This window comes from Maritimibacter sp. 55A14 (assembly GCF_003122205.1).
Lineage (GTDB): Bacteria > Pseudomonadota > Alphaproteobacteria > Rhodobacterales > Rhodobacteraceae > QEYE01.
Genome location: NZ_QEYE01000022.1, coordinates 39,571 through 57,405, shown reverse-complemented (window position 1 = coordinate 57,405; position 17,835 = coordinate 39,571). Strand labels below are relative to the sequence as shown.

Genomic DNA, 17,835 nt, shown 5'->3' with positions numbered 1-17,835 from the left:
AGATCATGTTCGGTAGGCTCAAAGACTGGCGACGGGTCGCAACCCGATATGACCGATGCCCGAAGGTATTCCTCTCCGCCATCGCACTCGCCGCAACCGTCATCTATTGGCTATGAGTCCTGACCCTCGTGATCTTGAGTACTCGAAAGTCATTAATACTGGATCGCTTACGTCAAATTTGGGATCAGTTCCAAACGAACCTCGCGGTTCGAAATCGCAAAAATTTAGAATGGCCAAATCAGTAGTGCGGTCCGACTTGAGTGGTGTCACTCGATGTAGCAGTTGGTCCCGATCAAAGGGCTCTCGATGCGGTCCCCATACGTCGAAGATATAAGCTTCCGCAATGTCACGCATGACATGCTCTGCCGTAACACAAAGGGTAGTGCTCCCGAACTTTGCTGCAAAACCGGTCCCGAGGAACCGAAGGAATTTGCCTTCTTTCGTCACCAATGGGAAAACTGAATCGGAGGGAGAAACTTTGGTCATTCTGGATAATACCTCAGATCGCAACTTTGATAGCCGAAAAGCATATGGCGACCTCAGACTCCATATGAATTCGTTATCGTCGAGTTGGAAACGCGACGAAATGGGCTCTGACCAGCCGTTCCCGAGTCGAAAACGCCCCTCCAAGAGAGAGGGCATCCAAGTGCGTCGGCGGTTGGCCTTGCTCAGTCCCGCAGCAACTCGTTGATCCCGGTCTTCGAGCGCGTCTTCGCGTCCACCCGCTTCACGATCACCGCGCAATAGAGGTTGAGGTTGTTCTTGGTCGGCATGCTCCCTGAGACGACCACGGAATAGGGCGGCACCTCGCCCATGAAGACCTCGCCGGTCTCGCGGTCCACGATCTTGGTGGATTTGCCGATATAGACGCCCATGCCGAGAACCGAGCCCTCGCGCACGATGCAACCCTCGACCACTTCGGAGCGCGCGCCGATGAAGCAGTTATCCTCGATGATCGTGGGGCCCGCCTGCATCGGCTCCAGCACCCCGCCGATACCGACGCCGCCCGAGAGGTGCACGTTCTTGCCGATCTGCGCGCAGCTGCCCACCGTCGCCCAGGTATCCACCATCGTGCCCTCGTCCACATGGGCCCCGAGATTGACGAAGCAGGGCATCAGCACCACGCCGGGGGCGATATAGGCCGATTTGCGGACCACGCAGTTGGGCACCGCGCGGAAGCCCGCGGCGCGCCACTGGTTCTCGCCCCAGCCCTTGAACTTGCTATCGACCTTGTCCCACCAGCCGCCGCCCTGCGGCCCGCCCGGCTGGATTTCCATATCCTTGATACGAAAGCTGAGAAGCACCGCTTTCTTGGCCCATTGGTTCACATGCCAGTCGCCATTCTCCTGCCGCTCGGCCACGCGCAGGCGGCCAGAGTCCAGAGCGTTCAGCGTGTCCTCGATCGCCTCGCGTGTCTCGCCCCCGGTGGTCGGCGTGATGGTGTCGCGCGCCTCCCAGGCGGCCTCGATCGCGGTCTCAAGCTGGGCGTTCGACATCGGCGCTCTCCAATTCCTGTCTGGCCTCGTTGGGCCAGAGCCTATAGAGCAGTCGGACAGACCGCGCAATCGTGCTGACGCAGGGAGGATCGCGATGGATGACGAGGGCAGGCGGCGCGTTTTTCCCGACGCGCATCACGATGTCGAGCACACGCAGGAGGTGCCCGATACGCCGCAGACGCGCGCACCCGCATACCGGCTTGCCTTCGCCGATCCCGATTTCCTGTGCCGCGACGAACTGCGCCCGGTGCGCCTGCAACTGGAGCTTCTCAAGCCCGAGATGGTGATGGCCGAGCGCGGCATCGAGAGCACCATCGTGCTCTTCGGCGGCTCGCGCATCCCGCCGCCCGCCGAACGCGACACCGCCCGTACCGAAACCCTGGCCGAGTTGTCGCGCTTCTACGAGGAGGCGCGGGAGTTCGCCCGGCTGATGACGCTGAAAAGCATGGAAAGCTACGGGCGGGAGAATGTCATCGTCACCGGCGGCGGACCCGGCGTGATGGAGGCCGGAAATCGCGGCGCGATGGAGGCCGGTGGCGCGTCGATCGGACTCAACATCGTGCTGCCGCACGAACAGGCGCCCAACGAATACGTGACGCCCGATCTGTGCTTCAACTTCCATTACTTCGGCATCCGCAAGATGCATTTCCTGCTGCGCGCCAATGCGGTGGCGGTCTTTCCGGGCGGGTTTGGCACGCTCGACGAGACGTTCGAGACGCTGACCCTGATCCAGACCGAGCGGATGAAGCGCGTGCCGATCCTGCTCTTCGGCGAGGAATTCTGGCGCCGGATCATCAACTGGGAGGCGCTGGCCGAAGCCGGCACGATCTCGCCCGAGGATCTGGAACTCTTCCGCTTCGTCGACACTGCGGCGGAGGCAATGGAGGCGATAGAGACCTGGGATCAGGGCTCCAGCCGGTAATCGACGAATTCGGTGCGCTGCGCGGGGTTGAAATTGTCGTCCGACAAGAGCGTCGCGCGCAACGTGCCGCCGGGCTCTTGCCAGATCGCGATGGCCTCCAGATTGTCATGGGTGCCATAGGGTGTTTCCAGAAGCGTCGCTTCGGCGCGCAACCCGTCCGGGCCGGGTGCGAAGACCCGGATGCGGCTCGAGACGCCCGTCAGCACACCGCGGAAATCGCGTTCCAGCAGGTAGAGCCGCCCGTCCGGGCCGAAATCGGCACCGACCGGGAGATAGCGGTCGCGGCGCGGCAGGCTGTAGGGCTGTGTCCAGGCACCATTCGCGAAGACGAAGACAGGATAGGGCTTGATCCATTCGCCGGACCGTTCGGGGATCGCGAAGAGCCGGCCGTCCGGGTCCAGAGCAAGCGCCTCCAGCCCGGAATTGCCCTGGAACCCGGCGAAGGCCGGCGCGACCGGCAGCGCCTCGGGCACCGCGTCAGGGCCGGCGCGCGCGTCCACGCGATGGTCGCGCTCATAGGAGATGTAGAGCCGGCCATCCGCCGCCACGGCCAGCCCTTCGGCGTCAATGCGGGTGTCGCGCACCGGCGCGCCGTCCACGTCGCGGATCCAGCGCAGCCCGTCATGGCGCACGCCCGTCACGACGCCCTCCGGGCCGCGGTCCAGCCGCCCGGTCAGGATCTGGCCCTGATCGCTGATCGCGGTGAAGCTCCGGCCGTCTGCGTCGATCTCCAGCCCCGAGAAGCCGCCGAAATTGCTCTTCTCCGCCGGCCAGTGATAGCTGCCGACATGGACCAGCCGTTCCGCTGCGGCCGCGCCACCGCAGGCCAGCAGCCAGGTGGCCAGCGTTAGTCCGAGGCCAGGACGGCGGTGCATTGGGCGGGCAGATCGGCGAGCGTGTAGTCGCGCGGATGGCGCCGCTTGGGCGCCGGTTTCGCGGGTTTGCTGCCCGGCGGCGGCGGCTTGAGGTAATCCGTCACCCACCAGGTCAGCGTCTCGTCGCAGCCGTCGCCGCCTTTCGACAAATCCGCGACGGTCGGGCGCTGCACCTGGCAGGCGGCGGAGCCCGCCGGGCATTTCAGCCGGACATGGAAATGGTAATGATGGCCGTAGATCGGCCGCACCTTCTGCAGCCAGGCGCGGTCGCGCCCGGCGTCCCGGCACATTGCGATCTTGGCCGGCGCGGTCACGAAAACCCGATCCACCGCAGGGTCGGAGGCCGCAGCCTTGATGATCTGCATATGCGCCGGTGTCCAGTTGCCGTTCACGCTGCGCTGGTCGGCCGAGCGGACCGAGATCGAAGAAAGGCTCTCGCGCGCCGCGCGGCTGAGGTCGAGCCGGTGGGGCCGGAGCATCCAGATATCCGCGTCGAGCCCCATCTGGTGCGACCTGTGGCCCGAGGTCATCGGCCCGCCGCGCGGTTGGCTGATATCGCCCACATAGAGCCCCGGCCAGCCGTGCCGCGTGGCCTCGGCCGACAGCCGCCGGATGAAGCCGATCATCGCGGGATGGCCCCAGTTTCTGTTGCGCGACAGGCGCATCGCCTGCCAGGTTGGTCCGGTTTCCGGCAGTTCCACCGCACCGGCGACGCAGCCGCGCGCATAGCTGCCGAAGGCGGCAGGCTGCTGGCGCGATCCGCGCGGCTCCGCCCCGAAGAGCAGGTTCGCCTTGGTCGCCGTCGCGCCGGATTTCGTCACCGCCTCGGGCGTTTGGGTGGTCGCGGCGCGCGATGCCGTGTCAGGGCCAGAGGTCTCGTCGCCACAGGCGACTAGCGCCAGTGCAAGCAGGAGGGGGATCAGTGGGCGGACCATGTCTCGGCGCTGTCTCCGTCGGACTTGACCCATGCTAGCAAAATCAGGCCGATCAGGAAAAGGACAATCAGCGGCAGAATCCCGATCTGCTGGCTGCCCGAAATATAGGTGGCCACACCGATCGCCAACGGCGCGATGAACGAGGTCGCCTTGCCCGCCAATGCGTAGAGCCCGAATGCCTCGGTGATGCGCGCGGGATTGGCCTGGCGGCACATCATGGTGCGGCTCGCCGATTGCAGCGCGCCGCCTGCCGCGCCGATCGTGGCGCCCAGCACGTAGAAGGCGATATCGGGCAGGCGCGAGGCCGCATCGACGGGCAGGCCGAACACCGCCTCGCGCGAGACGAAGACGATGGCGATGGCTACCGAGGTGAGTACCAGCACGCAGGCGATGATGACGGGTTTGGGGCCGAAGGCGCTGTCGGCGTGCCCGCCGATCCAGGCGAATACCGCGCCGGTGATGATCGCCAGGATGCCGAAGATGCCGGTGTCCACGACGCTCCAGTTCAGCACGCCCGCGGCGTAAAGCCCGCCGAAGGTGTAGATGCCGTTCAGCGCGTCGCGATAGAACATCGAGGACGCCAGGTAGGCCAGCAGGCTTGGGGTGCGCGGCAGCCGCCGGATGGTCCGCGCCAGCCCCACCAGCGCGGCCCGCACCACGCCGGGTTCGGTGCGCACCGGCTTGGGATCGCGCACATAGAGGAAGAACGGGATCATGAAGACCGCGTACCAGATCGCCGTCAGCGGCCCCACGAAACGGGTGCCCTCGCGCGTGGCGGCGTCGAGGCCCAGCCCCGGACTCAGCCCCACGAAGGTGCGCCCGCTATCGGCATCCTCGGCGAAGAAGACGAGCATGATCACCAGAGCGATCAGCCCGCCGACATAGCCGAAGGCCCAGCCATTGCCGGAAATGCGGCCGATCTCCTCCTTCGGGCCGAGATCGGGCAGCATGGAGTTGGTGAAGATGGTGGCGAATTCCATGCCGATCAGGCCGATGGCGAAGAAAAAGAGCGTCATCCCGAGGCTGAAGCCTTCGGGCGCGGCCAGCCAGAGCCCGGCCGAACCGATCACGTAAAGCGCCGAGAAGCCCCAGATCCAGCGCATCCGGTTGCCGCCGGTATCGGCCATCGCGCCCAGCACCGGCGCCAGCAAGGCGATCACGACCCCCGCCGCACCGACACCGAAGCCCCAGGCGCTCTGCGCGGTGGACCCGTCGCCGAGGATTTCCTTGACATAGGGCGCGAAGATGAAGGTCAGCAGCAGCGTGTTGTAAGGCTGGCTGGCCCAGTCGAAGAAGAACCAGCCCCAGATCCGCTTGCGGTCGTATCCCGCCATGCCATGCCTCCTGCCCGTTTTGCGGCGATAAGACCGGGGCGGGAGCGGGCTGGCAAGCGAAATGTCAGGTCTCCGGCGGCCAGGGCCGGGTCGCGTCGGCCTCGATCCAGGCCCGCACATGGGCCGGCAATTCGGGTGAAGCCGCCTCCGCCCCCATCGCCGCCAGCACCTTCGCCGTGGGCAGCAGGCCGTTCCTGTCGGTCACGGCGGCGCGGTAGAGTGCCGCCGAATTGGCCTGTCCGCGGTGCCACATGGATTGTTCGATATACAAGAACCGGTCATCCCAGCCCACGCAGCGGCTGTGGATCTCGACCTTGTCGAAGACCCGCGTCCGCCGCCGCCATCGTACCGAGACGCCCGCCATCGTCAGGGCCCAGCGGTTGCGCCGCATCACCGGCACCAGCCCGACGCGCAGGCCGAGCGGGATGCGCCCCAGGTCGTAGAGCGTCAGCGACCGCCCGTTGTTGAGTTCCAGCCAGATATCCAGATCCCAGGGCCAGCAGATATGGTGCGAGACATGGGTGCCCAGGAAGGGCAGGCGGGGCTTGCGGGATTGAACGGCCAGTTCCTTGACCATGCGCACGATCGGGTACATCGCGGGACCTCCTTTTCCGCGAAGGTCTGGCGGGCTGTGCGGCGGCGTCAAGCCGGACGCTGCGGAAAGCGGGCGCTTGCAACCGCCGTGAAGCCGATTTACCTGTGGTCGGATCGGATTTTCCCAAGGAAAGAGCGGCCCATGACCTCCCTGCTTCAGATCATCCTGCTGGTTCTCGATGTGGTCTGGTTCATCGTGATCGCGCATGTGATCATGAGTTGGCTGATCAGTTTCCAGGTGCTCAATCTGCGCCAGCCGATCGTGGCGCAGCTCTGGTACGGGCTGGAGCGGCTGCTGGAGCCCGCATACCGGCGCATCCGCCAGTTCCTGCCGCCGATGGGCGGGCTCGACCTGGCGCCGCTGGTCGCGCTGCTGGCTGTCATCGCGCTGCGTATCATCGTCCGCAACAACCTCTACGCTTTCTGACCCGGCGCGCGGCCCGACTTGTCTGCCGCGCGGGGACTCCCCAGCTTTGGGGAGTGTTTCCGTTTTGCAACGGACAGGAGGAAAGCGCCATGAACGACCACCAGCGAACCCATCCCAACATCCCGGTCGTCGCGCAGTTCGACCGCAAGGTTCCGGTCAATCTGCGCCAGTCCGGATCGACCCCGGTGCAGATGCTGGTGTCCACGAGGGTGCGCAAATCGCCCTTCTGGCATCTGTCGGTGGAGGCCGGCGCTTGGCGGGCCACGGTCTACAACCGCATGTACCACCCCCGCGGCTACGTGAAGCCCGAGGATGGCGGCTCGATGGCCGAATACGATGCACTGGTGAACCGCGTGACGCTCTGGAATGTCGCGGTGGAGCGGCAGATCCGTGTGCGCGGCCCGGAGGCCGAAGCCTTCGTCAACCGCGTCATCACCCGCGACGCGACCCGGATCGCGCCGATGCGCGGGAAGTACTGCATCCTGTGCAATGAAAAGGGCGGCATCCTGAACGATCCGGTCCTGCTGCGCCTGGCGCCCGACGAGTTCTGGTTCTCGATTTCCGACAGCGACCTGATGCTGTGGCTGCAGGGCGTCAATCTCGGCCTCGGATACGATGTGGAGATCGACGAGATCGACGTCTCGCCGCTGCAGATACAGGGCCCGGTATCGGAGGATCTTGTGGCCGATCTGGTGGGCGAGGCGGTGCGCGAGATCCCCTATTACGGGTTGATGGAGGCCGAGATCGGCGGCGCCCCGGTCGTCGTCAGCCAGACTGGCTTCACCGGCGAGAAGGGCTACGAGGTCTATACCCGCGACAGCACGCTCAACGCCGAGGCCGTGTGGTACGCTATCCGCGGGCAGGGGGCGTGCTACGGGTTGCGGGTGATCGCGCCGGCCCACCATCGCCGCATCGCCGCTGGCATCCTGTCCTGGGGGCAGGACATGGATTGGGAAACATCGCCCTTCCAGGTGAACCTGGCCTATCAGGTGCCCCGCAAGAAGACGGCCGACTATATCGGCAAGGCCGAACTGGAACGGCAGCGCGACGAGATCGACGCGGGGCGCTACCCGTTCGAGTTGAAACTGGTGGGCATGAAACTGGCCGGCCGGCCGATCACCGATTACGCGCCCGATTTCTGGGTCATCCAGGACGAGGCGGGCGCGCGGGTGGGCTATGTGACCTCGCCATGGTGGTCGCCGGAACTGGATACGAATATCGCGCTGGGCTACGTCCCCTGGAAACTGAGCGCCATCGGAACGCGGCTGCGGGTCGAACTGCCTGAACGCTATGCTGAGCAGTCTGGCAGCCCCACCCCGGCCGAAGTGGTCGAGGTCCCGTTCCGCCCCTCGGTCAATCCCAGCGCCCGCGAACGGGCCCGCGCCCGTGGCCGTGACTGGGCGGTCTGAGGCTCAGTGCACGAAGGGCGCGGCGTCGCCCCAGAGCGCCTCGACCCGCGCATCCCGCCCGCAGCCCTTGCGGTAGCCCTTGTAGGCCCGCGCCTTGGTGACCCAGCCGAAGCGGGTCAGGATGCGCTCCTGGCTGGCGTAATAGTTCTGGTGATAGTCCTCTGCCGGATAGAACTCGCCGGCCTCCAGCACCGGCGTGACGATCTTGCGGCCGAGCGCAGCCTGTGCGTCGGCCTTGGCGGCGCGCGCCGTCTGCGCCTGCGCCTCGGTTTGCGCGAAGACCGCGGTGCGATAGCTCGGCCCCCGGTCGCAGAACTGTCCGCCCGCATCGGTCGGGTCGATGGAACGGAAGAAGAGGTCGAGCAGCCGGCGATAGCTCAGCCGGTCGGCGTCATAGGTGATCTTCACCGCCTCGTAATGACCGGTCCCGCCGCGCGTCACCTGCTTGTAGCTGGGGTTCTCGACATGGCCGCCGGTGAAGCCCGAGACGGTTTCCACCACGCCATCGACTTTGTCGAAATCGGCCTCCACGCACCAGAAGCAGCCACCCGCGACGATCGCGGTCTCAAGACTGCGCGCCTCGCCCGGCGCGGCCCGCAGCATGACGACAAGTGTGATTGTCAGAACCAGCGCGGACGTCTTGAACATGGTCAGATGTCGGGTTCGGGGCATCGGTCTTTCCTCCGGTTCATGTCGCCCGGTTCATGACCTAGTGCGCATTGCACGGACAACAAACGAGCCCGTGACCTCACGCAGGACTTACCGCCTGTTTCAACTTGGCGCGGCCGCGCGTCCTGCCTATCGTGCGCGCAAGGGAAGGAACCGGAATGACAGATCGCATCACCACACACCAGGCCGAGGACGACGCCCGGAACGCCGATATCCTGATCCATGTGAACGGCGCTCTGAAGCCGCGGGCCGAGGCGGTGGTTTCGGTCTACGATTCGGGCTTCATGCTGGGCGACGGCGTGTGGGAGGGGCTCAGGCTCTATAACGGGCGCTGGGCGTTTCTGGACGAGCATGTGGCGCGGCTCTTCGAGGCGGCGAAGGCGATAGATCTCGATATCGGGCTGGACGCGCAGGGCGTGGTCGACGCGCTGGAGGAGACCCGCCGCGCCAACGGGATGGAGACCGATGTCCATGCCCGACTGATGGTCACGCGAGGGCCCAAGATACGGCCCTTCCAGCATCCCGGCCTGTCGCGCGACGGCGCGACCCGCGTCATCATCATGGAACATTCGCGCCCCTCGCTGCCGCGGCCGGTCCGGCTGGCCACGGTGCCCCATCTGCGCGGCCTGCCGATGACCCAGGATCCCAAGCTCAACAGCCATTCCAAGCTCAATTGCGTGCTGGCCTGCATCGCCGCCGAGAAGGCCGGCGCCGACGAGGCGCTGATGCTCGACGTGCATGGCTTCGTGAACACCACCAACGCCTGCAACTTCTTCATCGTGCGCGGCGGCGAGGTCTGGACCAGCACGGGCGACTACTGCATGAACGGCATCACGCGGGCCAAGGTGATCGCGCTCTGCCGGGCCAACGACATCCCGGTGTTCGAGCGCAATTTCTCGCTGGTGGACACTTATGGCGCGGATGAGGCATTCCTCACCGGCACGTTCGGCGCGCAGACCCCGGTGGCCGAGATCGACGGCCGCCCGATAGGCGACGGCAAGATGGGGCCGGTCACGGCGCGGATACGGCAGCTCTACAAGTCACTGATCGCGCAGGAGTGCGGCTGATGCGCATCGCGATGTGGTCGGGGCCGCGCAACCTGTCGACGGCGATGATGTACGCCTTCGCGGCACGCGGCGACACCGCCGTCTGGGACGAGCCCTTCTACGCCGCCTATCTGCGGCTGACCGGGCGGGATCATCCGATGCGCGAGCAGATCATAGCCGCGGGCGATCCCGATCCGGCGCGCGTGGCTGCGCGCCTGACCGGGTCGGTGCCGGGCGGCAAGCCGGTCTTCTACCAGAAGCACATGACCCAGCACATGGTCCCCGGCGTGCCGCGCGGCTGGATGCGCGACTGCACAAATGTCTTCCTGATCCGCCATCCCGCGCGGGTGGTCGCGAGCTTCACCGCCAAGCGCGAGAACCCCGATCCCGACGAGATCGGCTTCCGGCTGCAGGCGGAATTATTCGACGAACTCGCGGAGGCCACCGGGGCGCCGCCGCTGGTGATCGACAGCCACGACATCCGCGACGATCCGGGCGGGACGCTGTCGCGCTTCTGCGCCCGGATGGGGCTGGACTACACGCCCGCGATGCTGACCTGGCCCGCGGGCGGGCATCCCGATGACGGGGTCTGGGCGGCGCATTGGTACGGCGCCGTGCACCGGTCCACCGGGTTCGCCGGGGCCGAAGGCCCGTTGCCGGAGTTTTCCGGCGCCGCCGCGCGCATGGCGGAGACGGCGCTGCCCTTCTACGAGCGGCTCGCGGCGTTCCGGATCTAGGGCGGTTTCAATTCGATCTTCTACATACGCCTTGCGCGAAGGTTCACCTGTTGCTCCGCTTGGATGTGCAGAAATTAACCGCGCCGCCCACTGGCCGGATCGCCATCCCGCGGCTCGTCTCCGAGTGTCCCAATGCCCGCAAGAGCCATCGTGACCGCTTCGGTTCAGCTTTCAGGACGTGGCCGCCGGGAGGCCCCCGATCAGTGGAATTCGCTGTAGAGCGCGCCGACTTCCTGCGAGCGCAAGACCATCCGCGCGGTTTCCGACAGCGGCCCGTACTGGCGCCCGAGCTGCGGGAAAAGTTCCAGTATCTCGGCGAGTTGTTCGCCGTCCATCCCGGCGCGGATCGTGTCGCCGACATAGAAGCTCTCGGTTGCAAGCCCTTCGGCGAATATGATCTCATGCCGGTCGAAGAGCAGGTGGTAATAGGTGATCCCCCCGGTCGGGACGGAGCCGGATATGCCGGGTCGCCCGATCAGGCTGAGCGCGGGGGCCAGGGCCTCGTCACAGCCAAAATGCAGCTCCATCTCCCATCCGTCGAGCAGGATGCGGTGCTGCGGCGAGACGACGAGCGCGCGGCGCGGCAGGTCCGGACCCAGCGCGCCCGGCGCAATGCAGACCGGCGCGAATTTGCGCTGCGCCAGAAGCTGGCGCTGCGTCAGGTGAACCGAGCCCACCCAGCGCAGCGGCTGGTAGCCATTGTCGAGCGTGCGCACCATCGAGCCGACGCGCAGGTCCTCCACCGCAATCTCGCCGTCCTCGGTCGTGATATGCGTACCTTCCGCGAGACAGGGAATGTCGTTGTAGTCCACCGCGGTGTAATTGCTGAAAGTGCTGAGCTGCACGGTCGATCCGGTCGAGGCGCCGGGGATCGAGTCGCCCGTGTCGTTCATGATGAAGGACCGCGTCGTGCCGTTGATCGTAAGCTGGAAGGTCTTGACCGTTTCGGCGCTGCCGTCGATCCGGACCGAGTCGTCGAAGAAGAACTCGTAATCTGTGATCGCCCCGGCATCGGACGTGAGAACCTGCGCCGCGCCGCTGTCGGCGCCCTGCGTGGCGTCCAGGAAGCCGTCATCGTCCTCGAAGCTCAGCGTGTAGCTGTTCAGCACGACAACCGTGCCCCCACTGCTGACATAGCTGTTGGGAACTTCGTAGATGGTGACTGTGCGCGTAACCATGATGCTGGGCCCGTTACCTCGTAACCACTCGAAACACTCTCTTCCGGCGGATGTCGGAAAGACATAATCCGGCCCGCTGTCATCATTTCGGCAGAATAGTGATGATAATCTGTTAATACTCCGGAGACCGAGGAATTCCGGGCCGGAATTCCCCTTCCGGTGGCGTCACGAGAGCTTTCTGTTGCGCATCGCAAGCAGGCGCAACCGCAGGGCGTTGAGCTTGATGAACCCGGCCGCGTCCTTCTGGTCATAAGCGCCGGCGTCGTCCTCGAAGGTTACATGCTCCTCCGAATAGAGGCTGTGGTCCGACCAACGCCCCACGGTGCGCGCCAGCCCTTTGTAGAGTTTCAGGCGCACCGTGCCGGTCACATGGTCCTGGCTGCGGTCAATCAGCGCCTGAAGCATTTCGCGTTCGGGCGAGAACCAGAAGCCGTTATAGATCAGTTCGGCATATTGCGGCATCAGTTGGTCCTTCAGATGCGCCGCGCCGCGGTCGAGGGTGATCTGTTCGATCCCGCGATGCGCCTCCAGCAGGATCGTACCGCCCGGCGTCTCGTAGATGCCGCGCGACTTCATGCCGACGAAGCGGCCCTCCACCAGGTCGAGCCGGCCGATCCCGTGCGCGCCGCCCAGTTCGTTGAGCCGCGTCAGGATCTCGGCCGGCGTCATGGCCTGGCCGTCGATTGCCACGGCATCGCCGCGTTCGAAGGTGATCTCGACGAATTGCGGCGCGTCGGGTGCGTCTTCGGGATTGACGGTGCGCTGATAGACGTAATCGGGCGCGTCCTCGGCCGGGTTCTCCAGCACCTTGCCCTCCGACGAGGTGTGCAGCAGGTTCGCATCGACCGAAAAGGGCGCCTCGCCGCGCTTGTCCCTGGCGATAGGGATCTGGTTCTGTTCGGCGAAGGCCAGAAGCTTGGTGCGGCTGGTCAGGTCCCATTCCCGCCAGGGGGCGATCACCTTGATATCGGGGTTGAGCGCGTAGGCTGCCAGCTCGAACCGCACCTGATCGTTGCCCTTGCCGGTCGCGCCATGCGCCACCGCGTCGGCGCCGGTTTCCGCGGCGATCTCGACCAGTCGCTTGGAGATCAGCGGGCGCGCGATGGAGGTGCCCAGCAGATAGAGCCCCTCATAGACCGCGTTGGCGCGGAACATCGGGAAGACAAAATCGCGCACGAATTCCTCGCGCACGTCCTCGATGAAGATGTTCTCGGGCCTGATGCCCAGCATCTCGGCCTTCTTGCGCGCGGGCTCCAGTTCCTCGCCCTGACCCAGATCGGCGGTGAAGGTCACGACCTCGCAGCCATATTCCGTCTGGAGCCATTTCAGGATGATCGAGGTATCGAGGCCGCCGGAATAGGCCAGCACGACTTTCTTGGGGGCGGACATGCGCGTCTCCGACTGTCTGGGGTCATTTCACCGCACAGCGATTAGCGCCTTTGCCCGCGCGGTGCAACAAAGCCTCGGTCAGTTGCCGAACCAGCGCCGGCGGATCGCCTCGTATGTGCCGTTCTCGCGCAGAAGCAGAAGTGCCTGGTCGATATCCTCGCGCATCGCGCTGCCCTGGGGAAGGGCGATGCCGTATTTCTCGGGCTGGAACACCCGACCGACCGTGGTGAAGGCGCCGTTTTCCGCGGTCTGCGCATAGTAGGAGAGAATGGGCGCGTCATGCACCACCGCGTCGAGGTCCCCCGATTCCAGTTTCGCGAACATCCCGCCGATTGTGGGATAGGTCGTGTGGACGATGGCTTCCTGTTGCAGGAACCGCGCCGAGGTCGATCCTTCGGTGGTGCCCACCCGCTTGTTGCGCAAATCCTGGTAGCTGTCGACCTGGCTGCGCAACTGCCCCACCGTCAGCTGTGTAGTGATCTGCGCCACGAAGGCCGAGACGATGAAAAGGCCGATCACGATCAGCGAATAGGCCAGCATCCGTCCGGCCCAGGTCCTGGGGGTGAAGATCGTGAAACTGGCATTCGTCACGACGTTGATCGACCACCAGAGCCCCTCGCTGAACCCCTTGGAATAGCCGTCCTCGGCAAAGCTCTGATGGCGCCGCTCCACCAGCCAGATCAGGTTGCCGAATAGGATCAGCAACAGGAAGGCGCTGCCCAGCCAGATCAGCAGGTCGGGATTGAGGACCGTCTTCAGCACCGAGGGCGCGTCGTTGATCGGTTTGAGGATCAGGAGGCCGGAATCGTAGATCGGCTGCGAGAAATCAAGCACTTGCTCGCGCGAATGGGTGATCGAGATATTGGCCACGGCGGCATCGACATCCTGAGCCTGCACCGCGGCCAGCATCTCGGGGAAGGTCTCGAATTCGGTGAATTCTGTCGTCACGCCCAGTGCATTGCCCAGCGCTTTCCACAGCTCGATGCTGAACCCGGTCCAGCCGCCGTTTTCCCGCAGCGCGAATGGCGCGCGTTGGATCGTCGCCACCCGCAGCGTCTCTGCCGTCTGCGCCGGTCCCGCCTCCGGAAAGACGCAGAGCATCGCCGCCAGAACGGCGGTCATCCATCCAAGTCTGAAACCGGCCAACACTGATCCCCTCCGTCCGTTTTGATTGCGATAGCCTGTCCAGCACCGGTGCGGAAGGCGTTTCGGCGGGGTATGTTGCATGCCTGCATCCAATGGTGTGCGGAAAATCCGCTTTACGGCGGCGGCGTGTCGCCGCATGGAAGGGGTCATGACCGATCATTCTCCCTCCCCCGCCGCCTTCCGGGAGCGCGCGGATGCCGCAACCGCCGCGTTGCGCGAACTCTTCCCGCCCACGCCGCTGGGCCGCAACGACCACCTGTCGGAACGGTTCGGCGCCGACATCCTGCTCAAGCGCGAAGACCTGACGCCGGTGCGCTCCTACAAGCTGCGAGGGGCGTTCAACGCCATCTCCAGGGTGATGGCCGATGCCGCCGGAGCGCGGCGATTCGTCTGCGCCAGCGCGGGCAATCACGCGCAGGGCGTGGCCTATGTCTGCCGCCACTTTGGGGTGGAGGGGGTGATCTTCATGCCCGTCACCACGCCGCAGCAGAAGATCGGCAAGACCGAGAAATTCGGCGGCGAGAACGTGCGGATCGAGTTGACGGGCGACTATTTCGACCAGACCCTCGCCGCGGCCCAGTCCTATTGCCGCGAGGCCGGCGCCCATTTCCTGTCGCCCTTCGACGATGCCGACGTGATCGAGGGCCAGGCCAGCGTCGCCGCCGAGATCGTCGCGGAACTGGGCGAGGCACCGGACATGATCGTGCTGCCCGTGGGCGGCGGCGGGCTGTCGGCGGGCGTGGTGTCCTATCTGCGCGCGGCGGGGCCGGGCACCGATATCCGCTTCGTGGAACCCGCCGGCGGGGCCAGCCTGGCGGCGGCGCTCGCGGCGGGTGCGCCGGTCAAGCTGGGCCGTGTCGACAATTTTGTGGACGGGGCGGCGGTGGCGCAGGTCGGCGCGCGGACATTCGAGGCGTTGAAGGACACCGATCCGGCCCGCGTGCTCGCCGCGCCGGAGGACCGGATCTGCGCCACGATCATCGAGATGCTGAATGTCGAGGGCATCGTGCTGGAGCCCGCGGGTGCGCTGTCGGTCGATGCGCTGGCCGACCTGGCGGGCGAGATCCGGGGCAAGCGCGTGGTCTGCGTGACTTCGGGCGGCAATTTCGATTTCGAACGCCTGCCGGAGGTCAAGGAACGCGCGCTGCGCTTCACCGGGCGGAAGAAGTATTTCATCCTGCGTCTGCCGCAACGCCCCGGCGCGCTCAAGGATTTCCTGACGCTGCTCGGGCCGGGCGACGACATCGCCCGTTTCGAGTACCTGAAGAAATCGGCGCGCAATTTCGGCTCGGTCCTGATCGGGATCGAAACGCGGCAGGCCGGCGGTTTTGACCACCTTTTTGCCCGTATGGATGCGGCCGGCTTCGCCTACCAGGACATCACCGACGATGAGGTTCTGGCGCAGTTCCTGATCTGACCGGGCGGCGCGCGGTCAGCCGCTTGTGCAGTTGGCGGCGCGCGCCCCCGTGCCCGACAGGAAGGCGGCGCGCGAGGCGTCGTAGATCTGCTCGATCCCGGCCAAATCGACCGCGCCCCCCGCAGCGGCGCGCCGTTCGTCCTCTGCGCAGAGTTCGGCGAAGCCGCGGAAGCCGAGATTGAGCGCGCTGCCCTTGAGGAAATGAAGCTGTTCGCCCAGGCGGTCCGGCGCGGCGCCGGGGCGGATGTCGGACATGACCGCCTCGACTTCTTCGAGGAATATCTCGATCACCTCCGCGAAATCCTCTGCCCCGACATCGTTGCGCAATTCATCCACCCTTTGCCAGTCAATCATGCTCCGCTCCGTGGTCTCGTCACCCCAATGAACCGGAGCTTAGGGCGCAGAGGTTAACGGGTCGTAGCCGCCGGGCGGTAAAGCCTGCACCATTCTGATGTTCACGCCATCTTAAACCTTGCCCGCGAAATCTGGCCCCCTGTGTCAGAGTTACGAGGTCCCGGTTGAAAGCAGCAGATCACAAGACCGGCGAGGCCGCCCCGCCACCCACCGCGGAGTCCGCGATCCGGCGCATTCTGGTCGCCGATGACAGCCGGATGCAGCGCAAGATCCTCACCGCGTCGCTGCGGCGCAATGGGGTCGAGGTGCTGGAGGCCGAAACCGGCGACGCGGCGCTCGCGATCTGCCGGGAAACGCCGGTGGACCTGGTGCTCAGCGACTGGATGATGCCGGGGATGGACGGGGTGGAGTTCTGCCGCGCTTTCCGCGCGCTCGGGAGCGACCGCTACGGGTATTTCATCTTGCTCACTTCGAAGAGCGGGAAGGACGCGATCGCTCAGGGCCTCGATGCCGGGGCCGACGATTTCCTCACCAAACCGGTCAATGCCGACGAATTGCACGCGCGCATCCGGGCCGGTGCGCGCATCTTGCAGATGCAGCGCGAACTGGTCGAGAAGAACCGGATCGTCAGCGACGCGCTGGCGGAGATACGCACCCTCTACGACGCGCTCGACCGCGACCTGACGGCGGCCAAGAAGCTCCAGGAATCGCTGGTTCCAGAAGTGTTTCACGATCTCGGCAACGCGCGCATCTCGCTGATGCTGCGCTCCTCGGGGCATGTCGGCGGCGATCTGGTCGGCCATTTTCCAATCGACGGCTGGCGCGTCGGGCTCTACGCGCTCGACGTCTCGGGGCATGGCGTCACCTCGGCGATGATGACCGCGCGCCTGGCCGGGTTGCTGAGCGGCGCCGTGCCCGAACAGAATGTCGCGCTGCGGCGCCGCGCGGATGGCGGTTACGCCGCCCGCCCGCCGGAGGAGGTTGCCGCCCGGCTCAACGCGCAATTTATGGCAGAGATGGACACCGATCACTATTTCACCCTGCTGCTCGCGGTTTTCGAGGTGCCGACGGGGCGGCTGACCGTGGTGCAGGCGGGCCATCCCCACCCCGCCTTGCAGGCCATCGGCGGCGAGATGAGTTATCTCGGCCATGGCGGCCTGCCCATCGGCCTGATCCCGGATGCCCGGTTCGAGAGTTTCACGCTGCAACTCGCGCCCGGCGAGCGGCTGCTGATCTATTCCGACGGGGTGACGGAATGCCCCGATGGCGAAGGCGGCATGATCGGGGAGGCGGGGCTGGCGCGGCTCATGCGTCGGCATCACGGCCTTTCTGGGCGCGCGTTTCTCAAGATCGTCTCGGGAGAATTGCAAGCGATCGCGGGCACCGACGACCTGCCCGACGACCTTTCCGCGCTGCTGCTGGAATTCGACGGGCCGGTTGCGTCATGAGCCCCCGAAGACATGCGCCACGAAATGCCGATCACCGGGATTGCCCAGATGGCGCGCGGCTTCGCCCGGCGTCATCCAGAGTGCGGTGTGACCGGGTTCGCGCGGGGGACCATGGCGCAGCACCGGCCGTGCCAGGAAGACATGGCAGACCTTGTGCGCCCAGAGTTCGTATTCCGGCATGTAAGTGAAGCGTTGGAAGGCACCCATCCGGCGTAGCGGCTCGATGCGCCAGCCGGTTTCCTCGAAGACCTCGCGATGCAGCGCCTGGAGCGGTGATTCGCCGGGGTCGATACCGCCGCCGGGAAGCTGGTACTCGGGCGACGGCTCGGCCTGGTGGGTGACCAGAAGCTGCCCGCCGCGTTCCAGCAACGCATAGGCGCCGGGACGCTCGCCATAGCGTATATCCGGCCTGACCGCTTCCCCGAAACGCCGCATGCGCCTGCCTCGTCGCCCTTGGCC

At 65.7% G+C, this 17,835-nt stretch carries 18 protein-coding genes and 1 pseudogene; 8 read left to right on the top strand and 11 right to left on the bottom strand.

The window, feature by feature from the left end; translation table 11 throughout:
* Nucleotides 1-116 (top strand): annotated as a pseudogene (locus DDZ14_RS15975) (IS5/IS1182 family transposase); the annotation flags it as partial.
* A 552-nt stretch (nucleotides 117-668) separates the two neighbouring features.
* Here the strand turns inward: DDZ14_RS15975 and dapD are convergent.
* Complete coding sequence (gene dapD, locus DDZ14_RS15970) at nucleotides 669-1,496, bottom strand: 2,3,4,5-tetrahydropyridine-2,6-dicarboxylate N-succinyltransferase (RefSeq protein ID WP_109425980.1); 828 nt, start codon at nucleotides 1,494-1,496, stop codon at nucleotides 669-671.
* 94 nt (nucleotides 1,497-1,590) lie between these two features.
* Between dapD and DDZ14_RS15965 the strand changes: the two genes are divergently transcribed.
* The gene (locus DDZ14_RS15965) at nucleotides 1,591-2,418 is read left to right on the top strand and encodes a TIGR00730 family Rossman fold protein (protein ID WP_109425979.1); all 828 of its coding nucleotides are present in this window, start codon (nucleotides 1,591-1,593) and stop codon (nucleotides 2,416-2,418) included.
* Here DDZ14_RS15965 and DDZ14_RS15960 read toward each other — a convergent pair.
* The 4 genes from DDZ14_RS15960 to DDZ14_RS15945 form a co-directional block, all read right to left on the bottom strand.
* A complete protein-coding gene (locus DDZ14_RS15960; protein ID WP_109425978.1) occupies nucleotides 2,400-3,293 on the bottom strand; it encodes an esterase-like activity of phytase family protein in 894 nt (297 codons plus the stop codon). The two genes, DDZ14_RS15965 and DDZ14_RS15960, sit on opposite strands and share 19 nt — an antisense overlap.
* Entirely contained in the window at nucleotides 3,266-4,228 is a 963-nt protein-coding gene (gene mepA, locus DDZ14_RS15955) for a penicillin-insensitive murein endopeptidase (RefSeq protein ID WP_109425977.1), read from the bottom strand. Before mepA ends, DDZ14_RS15960 begins: the two co-directional genes overlap by 28 nt.
* Entirely contained in the window at nucleotides 4,213-5,562 is a 1,350-nt protein-coding gene (locus DDZ14_RS15950) for an MFS transporter (RefSeq protein WP_109425976.1), read from the bottom strand. The genes mepA and DDZ14_RS15950 overlap by 16 nt, the downstream gene beginning before the upstream one ends.
* Before the next feature lie 64 nt (nucleotides 5,563-5,626).
* Nucleotides 5,627-6,157 (bottom strand): acyl-CoA thioesterase, encoded by a 531-nt coding sequence (locus DDZ14_RS15945; RefSeq protein WP_109425975.1) that lies wholly within the window; start codon nucleotides 6,155-6,157, stop codon nucleotides 5,627-5,629.
* A gap of 141 nt (nucleotides 6,158-6,298) precedes the next feature.
* On the opposite strand from DDZ14_RS15945, the gene DDZ14_RS15940 reads away from it, so the two are divergent.
* Both DDZ14_RS15940 and DDZ14_RS15935 read left to right on the top strand, forming a co-directional pair.
* On the top strand, nucleotides 6,299-6,583 hold the full coding sequence (locus DDZ14_RS15940; RefSeq protein ID WP_109425974.1) for a YggT family protein: 285 nt from the start codon (nucleotides 6,299-6,301) through the stop codon (nucleotides 6,581-6,583).
* 89 nt (nucleotides 6,584-6,672) lie between these two features.
* Nucleotides 6,673-7,992 (top strand): glycine cleavage T C-terminal barrel domain-containing protein, encoded by a 1,320-nt coding sequence (locus tag DDZ14_RS15935; protein ID WP_109425973.1) that lies wholly within the window; start codon nucleotides 6,673-6,675, stop codon nucleotides 7,990-7,992.
* Between the two features lie 3 nt (nucleotides 7,993-7,995).
* Here the strand turns inward: DDZ14_RS15935 and msrA are convergent, their stop codons facing one another.
* Nucleotides 7,996-8,664 carry a peptide-methionine (S)-S-oxide reductase MsrA gene (gene msrA, locus DDZ14_RS15930; RefSeq protein ID WP_109425972.1) on the bottom strand — a complete coding sequence of 223 codons (669 nt, stop codon included), beginning with the start codon at nucleotides 8,662-8,664 and terminating at the stop codon, nucleotides 7,996-7,998.
* Nucleotides 8,665-8,819: 155 nt separating this feature from the next.
* On the opposite strand from msrA, the gene DDZ14_RS15925 reads away from it, so the two are divergent.
* Nucleotides 8,820-9,728: a D-amino acid aminotransferase gene (locus tag DDZ14_RS15925; protein WP_109425971.1), complete on the top strand. Its 909-nt coding sequence runs from the start codon at nucleotides 8,820-8,822 to the stop codon at nucleotides 9,726-9,728.
* Complete coding sequence (locus DDZ14_RS15920) at nucleotides 9,728-10,444, top strand: sulfotransferase family protein (protein ID WP_109425986.1); 717 nt, start codon at nucleotides 9,728-9,730, stop codon at nucleotides 10,442-10,444. The genes DDZ14_RS15925 and DDZ14_RS15920 overlap by 1 nt, the downstream gene beginning before the upstream one ends.
* Before the next feature lie 200 nt (nucleotides 10,445-10,644).
* Here the strand turns inward: DDZ14_RS15920 and DDZ14_RS15915 are convergent, their stop codons facing one another.
* The 3 genes from DDZ14_RS15915 to DDZ14_RS15905 form a co-directional block, all read right to left on the bottom strand.
* Complete coding sequence (locus DDZ14_RS15915; protein ID WP_109425970.1) at nucleotides 10,645-11,622, bottom strand: Hint domain-containing protein; 978 nt, start codon at nucleotides 11,620-11,622, stop codon at nucleotides 10,645-10,647.
* Nucleotides 11,623-11,787: 165 nt separating this feature from the next.
* Complete coding sequence (locus tag DDZ14_RS15910; protein WP_109425969.1) at nucleotides 11,788-13,011, bottom strand: argininosuccinate synthase; 1,224 nt, start codon at nucleotides 13,009-13,011, stop codon at nucleotides 11,788-11,790.
* Between the two features lie 78 nt (nucleotides 13,012-13,089).
* Complete coding sequence (locus tag DDZ14_RS15905) at nucleotides 13,090-14,157, bottom strand: transporter substrate-binding domain-containing protein (protein WP_158275543.1); 1,068 nt, start codon at nucleotides 14,155-14,157, stop codon at nucleotides 13,090-13,092.
* A gap of 148 nt (nucleotides 14,158-14,305) precedes the next feature.
* Between DDZ14_RS15905 and ilvA the strand changes: the two genes are divergently transcribed.
* Nucleotides 14,306-15,574, top strand: coding sequence for a threonine ammonia-lyase IlvA (gene ilvA, locus DDZ14_RS15900; RefSeq protein WP_109425985.1), 1,269 nt, complete (start codon nucleotides 14,306-14,308; stop codon nucleotides 15,572-15,574).
* Nucleotides 15,575-15,589: 15 nt separating this feature from the next.
* On the opposite strand, the gene DDZ14_RS15895 is transcribed toward ilvA, so the two are convergent.
* Complete coding sequence (locus tag DDZ14_RS15895; protein ID WP_109425967.1) at nucleotides 15,590-15,928, bottom strand: Hpt domain-containing protein; 339 nt, start codon at nucleotides 15,926-15,928, stop codon at nucleotides 15,590-15,592.
* 164 nt (nucleotides 15,929-16,092) lie between these two features.
* Here DDZ14_RS15895 and DDZ14_RS15890 point away from each other — a divergent pair, with 164 nt between their 5' ends.
* Nucleotides 16,093-17,376, top strand: coding sequence for a PP2C family protein-serine/threonine phosphatase (locus DDZ14_RS15890; protein ID WP_233252616.1), 1,284 nt, complete (start codon nucleotides 16,093-16,095; stop codon nucleotides 17,374-17,376).
* On the opposite strand, the gene DDZ14_RS15885 is transcribed toward DDZ14_RS15890, so the two are convergent.
* A complete protein-coding gene (locus tag DDZ14_RS15885; RefSeq protein ID WP_109425966.1) occupies nucleotides 17,371-17,811 on the bottom strand; it encodes an NUDIX hydrolase in 441 nt (146 codons plus the stop codon). The genes DDZ14_RS15890 and DDZ14_RS15885 overlap by 6 nt on opposite strands.
* Between the last annotated feature and the right edge of the window lie 24 nt (nucleotides 17,812-17,835).

What these genes read in the sequence shown, in the direction of transcription:
- DDZ14_RS15885 (WP_109425966.1), bottom strand. Translation starts at nt 17,811, where the DNA reads ATGCGGCGTTTCGGGGAAGCGGTCAGGCCGGATATACGCTATGGCGAG.
- mepA (WP_109425977.1), bottom strand. Translation starts at nt 4,228, where the DNA reads ATGGTCCGCCCACTGATCCCCCTCCTGCTTGCACTGGCGCTAGTCGCC.
- DDZ14_RS15910 (WP_109425969.1), bottom strand. Translation starts at nt 13,011, where the DNA reads ATGTCCGCCCCCAAGAAAGTCGTGCTGGCCTATTCCGGCGGCCTCGAT.
- DDZ14_RS15965 (WP_109425979.1), top strand. Translation starts at nt 1,591, where the DNA reads ATGGATGACGAGGGCAGGCGGCGCGTTTTTCCCGACGCGCATCACGAT.
- DDZ14_RS15935 (WP_109425973.1), top strand. Translation starts at nt 6,673, where the DNA reads ATGAACGACCACCAGCGAACCCATCCCAACATCCCGGTCGTCGCGCAG.
- DDZ14_RS15925 (WP_109425971.1), top strand. Translation starts at nt 8,820, where the DNA reads ATGACAGATCGCATCACCACACACCAGGCCGAGGACGACGCCCGGAAC.
- DDZ14_RS15950 (WP_109425976.1), bottom strand. Translation starts at nt 5,562, where the DNA reads ATGGCGGGATACGACCGCAAGCGGATCTGGGGCTGGTTCTTCTTCGAC.
- DDZ14_RS15895 (WP_109425967.1), bottom strand. Translation starts at nt 15,928, where the DNA reads ATGATTGACTGGCAAAGGGTGGATGAATTGCGCAACGATGTCGGGGCA.
- DDZ14_RS15960 (WP_109425978.1), bottom strand. Translation starts at nt 3,293, where the DNA reads ATGCACCGCCGTCCTGGCCTCGGACTAACGCTGGCCACCTGGCTGCTG.
- DDZ14_RS15940 (WP_109425974.1), top strand. Translation starts at nt 6,299, where the DNA reads ATGACCTCCCTGCTTCAGATCATCCTGCTGGTTCTCGATGTGGTCTGG.
- msrA (WP_109425972.1), bottom strand. Translation starts at nt 8,664, where the DNA reads ATGCCCCGAACCCGACATCTGACCATGTTCAAGACGTCCGCGCTGGTT.
- DDZ14_RS15945 (WP_109425975.1), bottom strand. Translation starts at nt 6,157, where the DNA reads ATGTACCCGATCGTGCGCATGGTCAAGGAACTGGCCGTTCAATCCCGC.
- DDZ14_RS15915 (WP_109425970.1), bottom strand. Translation starts at nt 11,622, where the DNA reads ATGGTTACGCGCACAGTCACCATCTACGAAGTTCCCAACAGCTATGTC.
- dapD (WP_109425980.1), bottom strand. Translation starts at nt 1,496, where the DNA reads ATGTCGAACGCCCAGCTTGAGACCGCGATCGAGGCCGCCTGGGAGGCG.
- DDZ14_RS15920 (WP_109425986.1), top strand. Translation starts at nt 9,728, where the DNA reads ATGCGCATCGCGATGTGGTCGGGGCCGCGCAACCTGTCGACGGCGATG.
- ilvA (WP_109425985.1), top strand. Translation starts at nt 14,306, where the DNA reads ATGACCGATCATTCTCCCTCCCCCGCCGCCTTCCGGGAGCGCGCGGAT.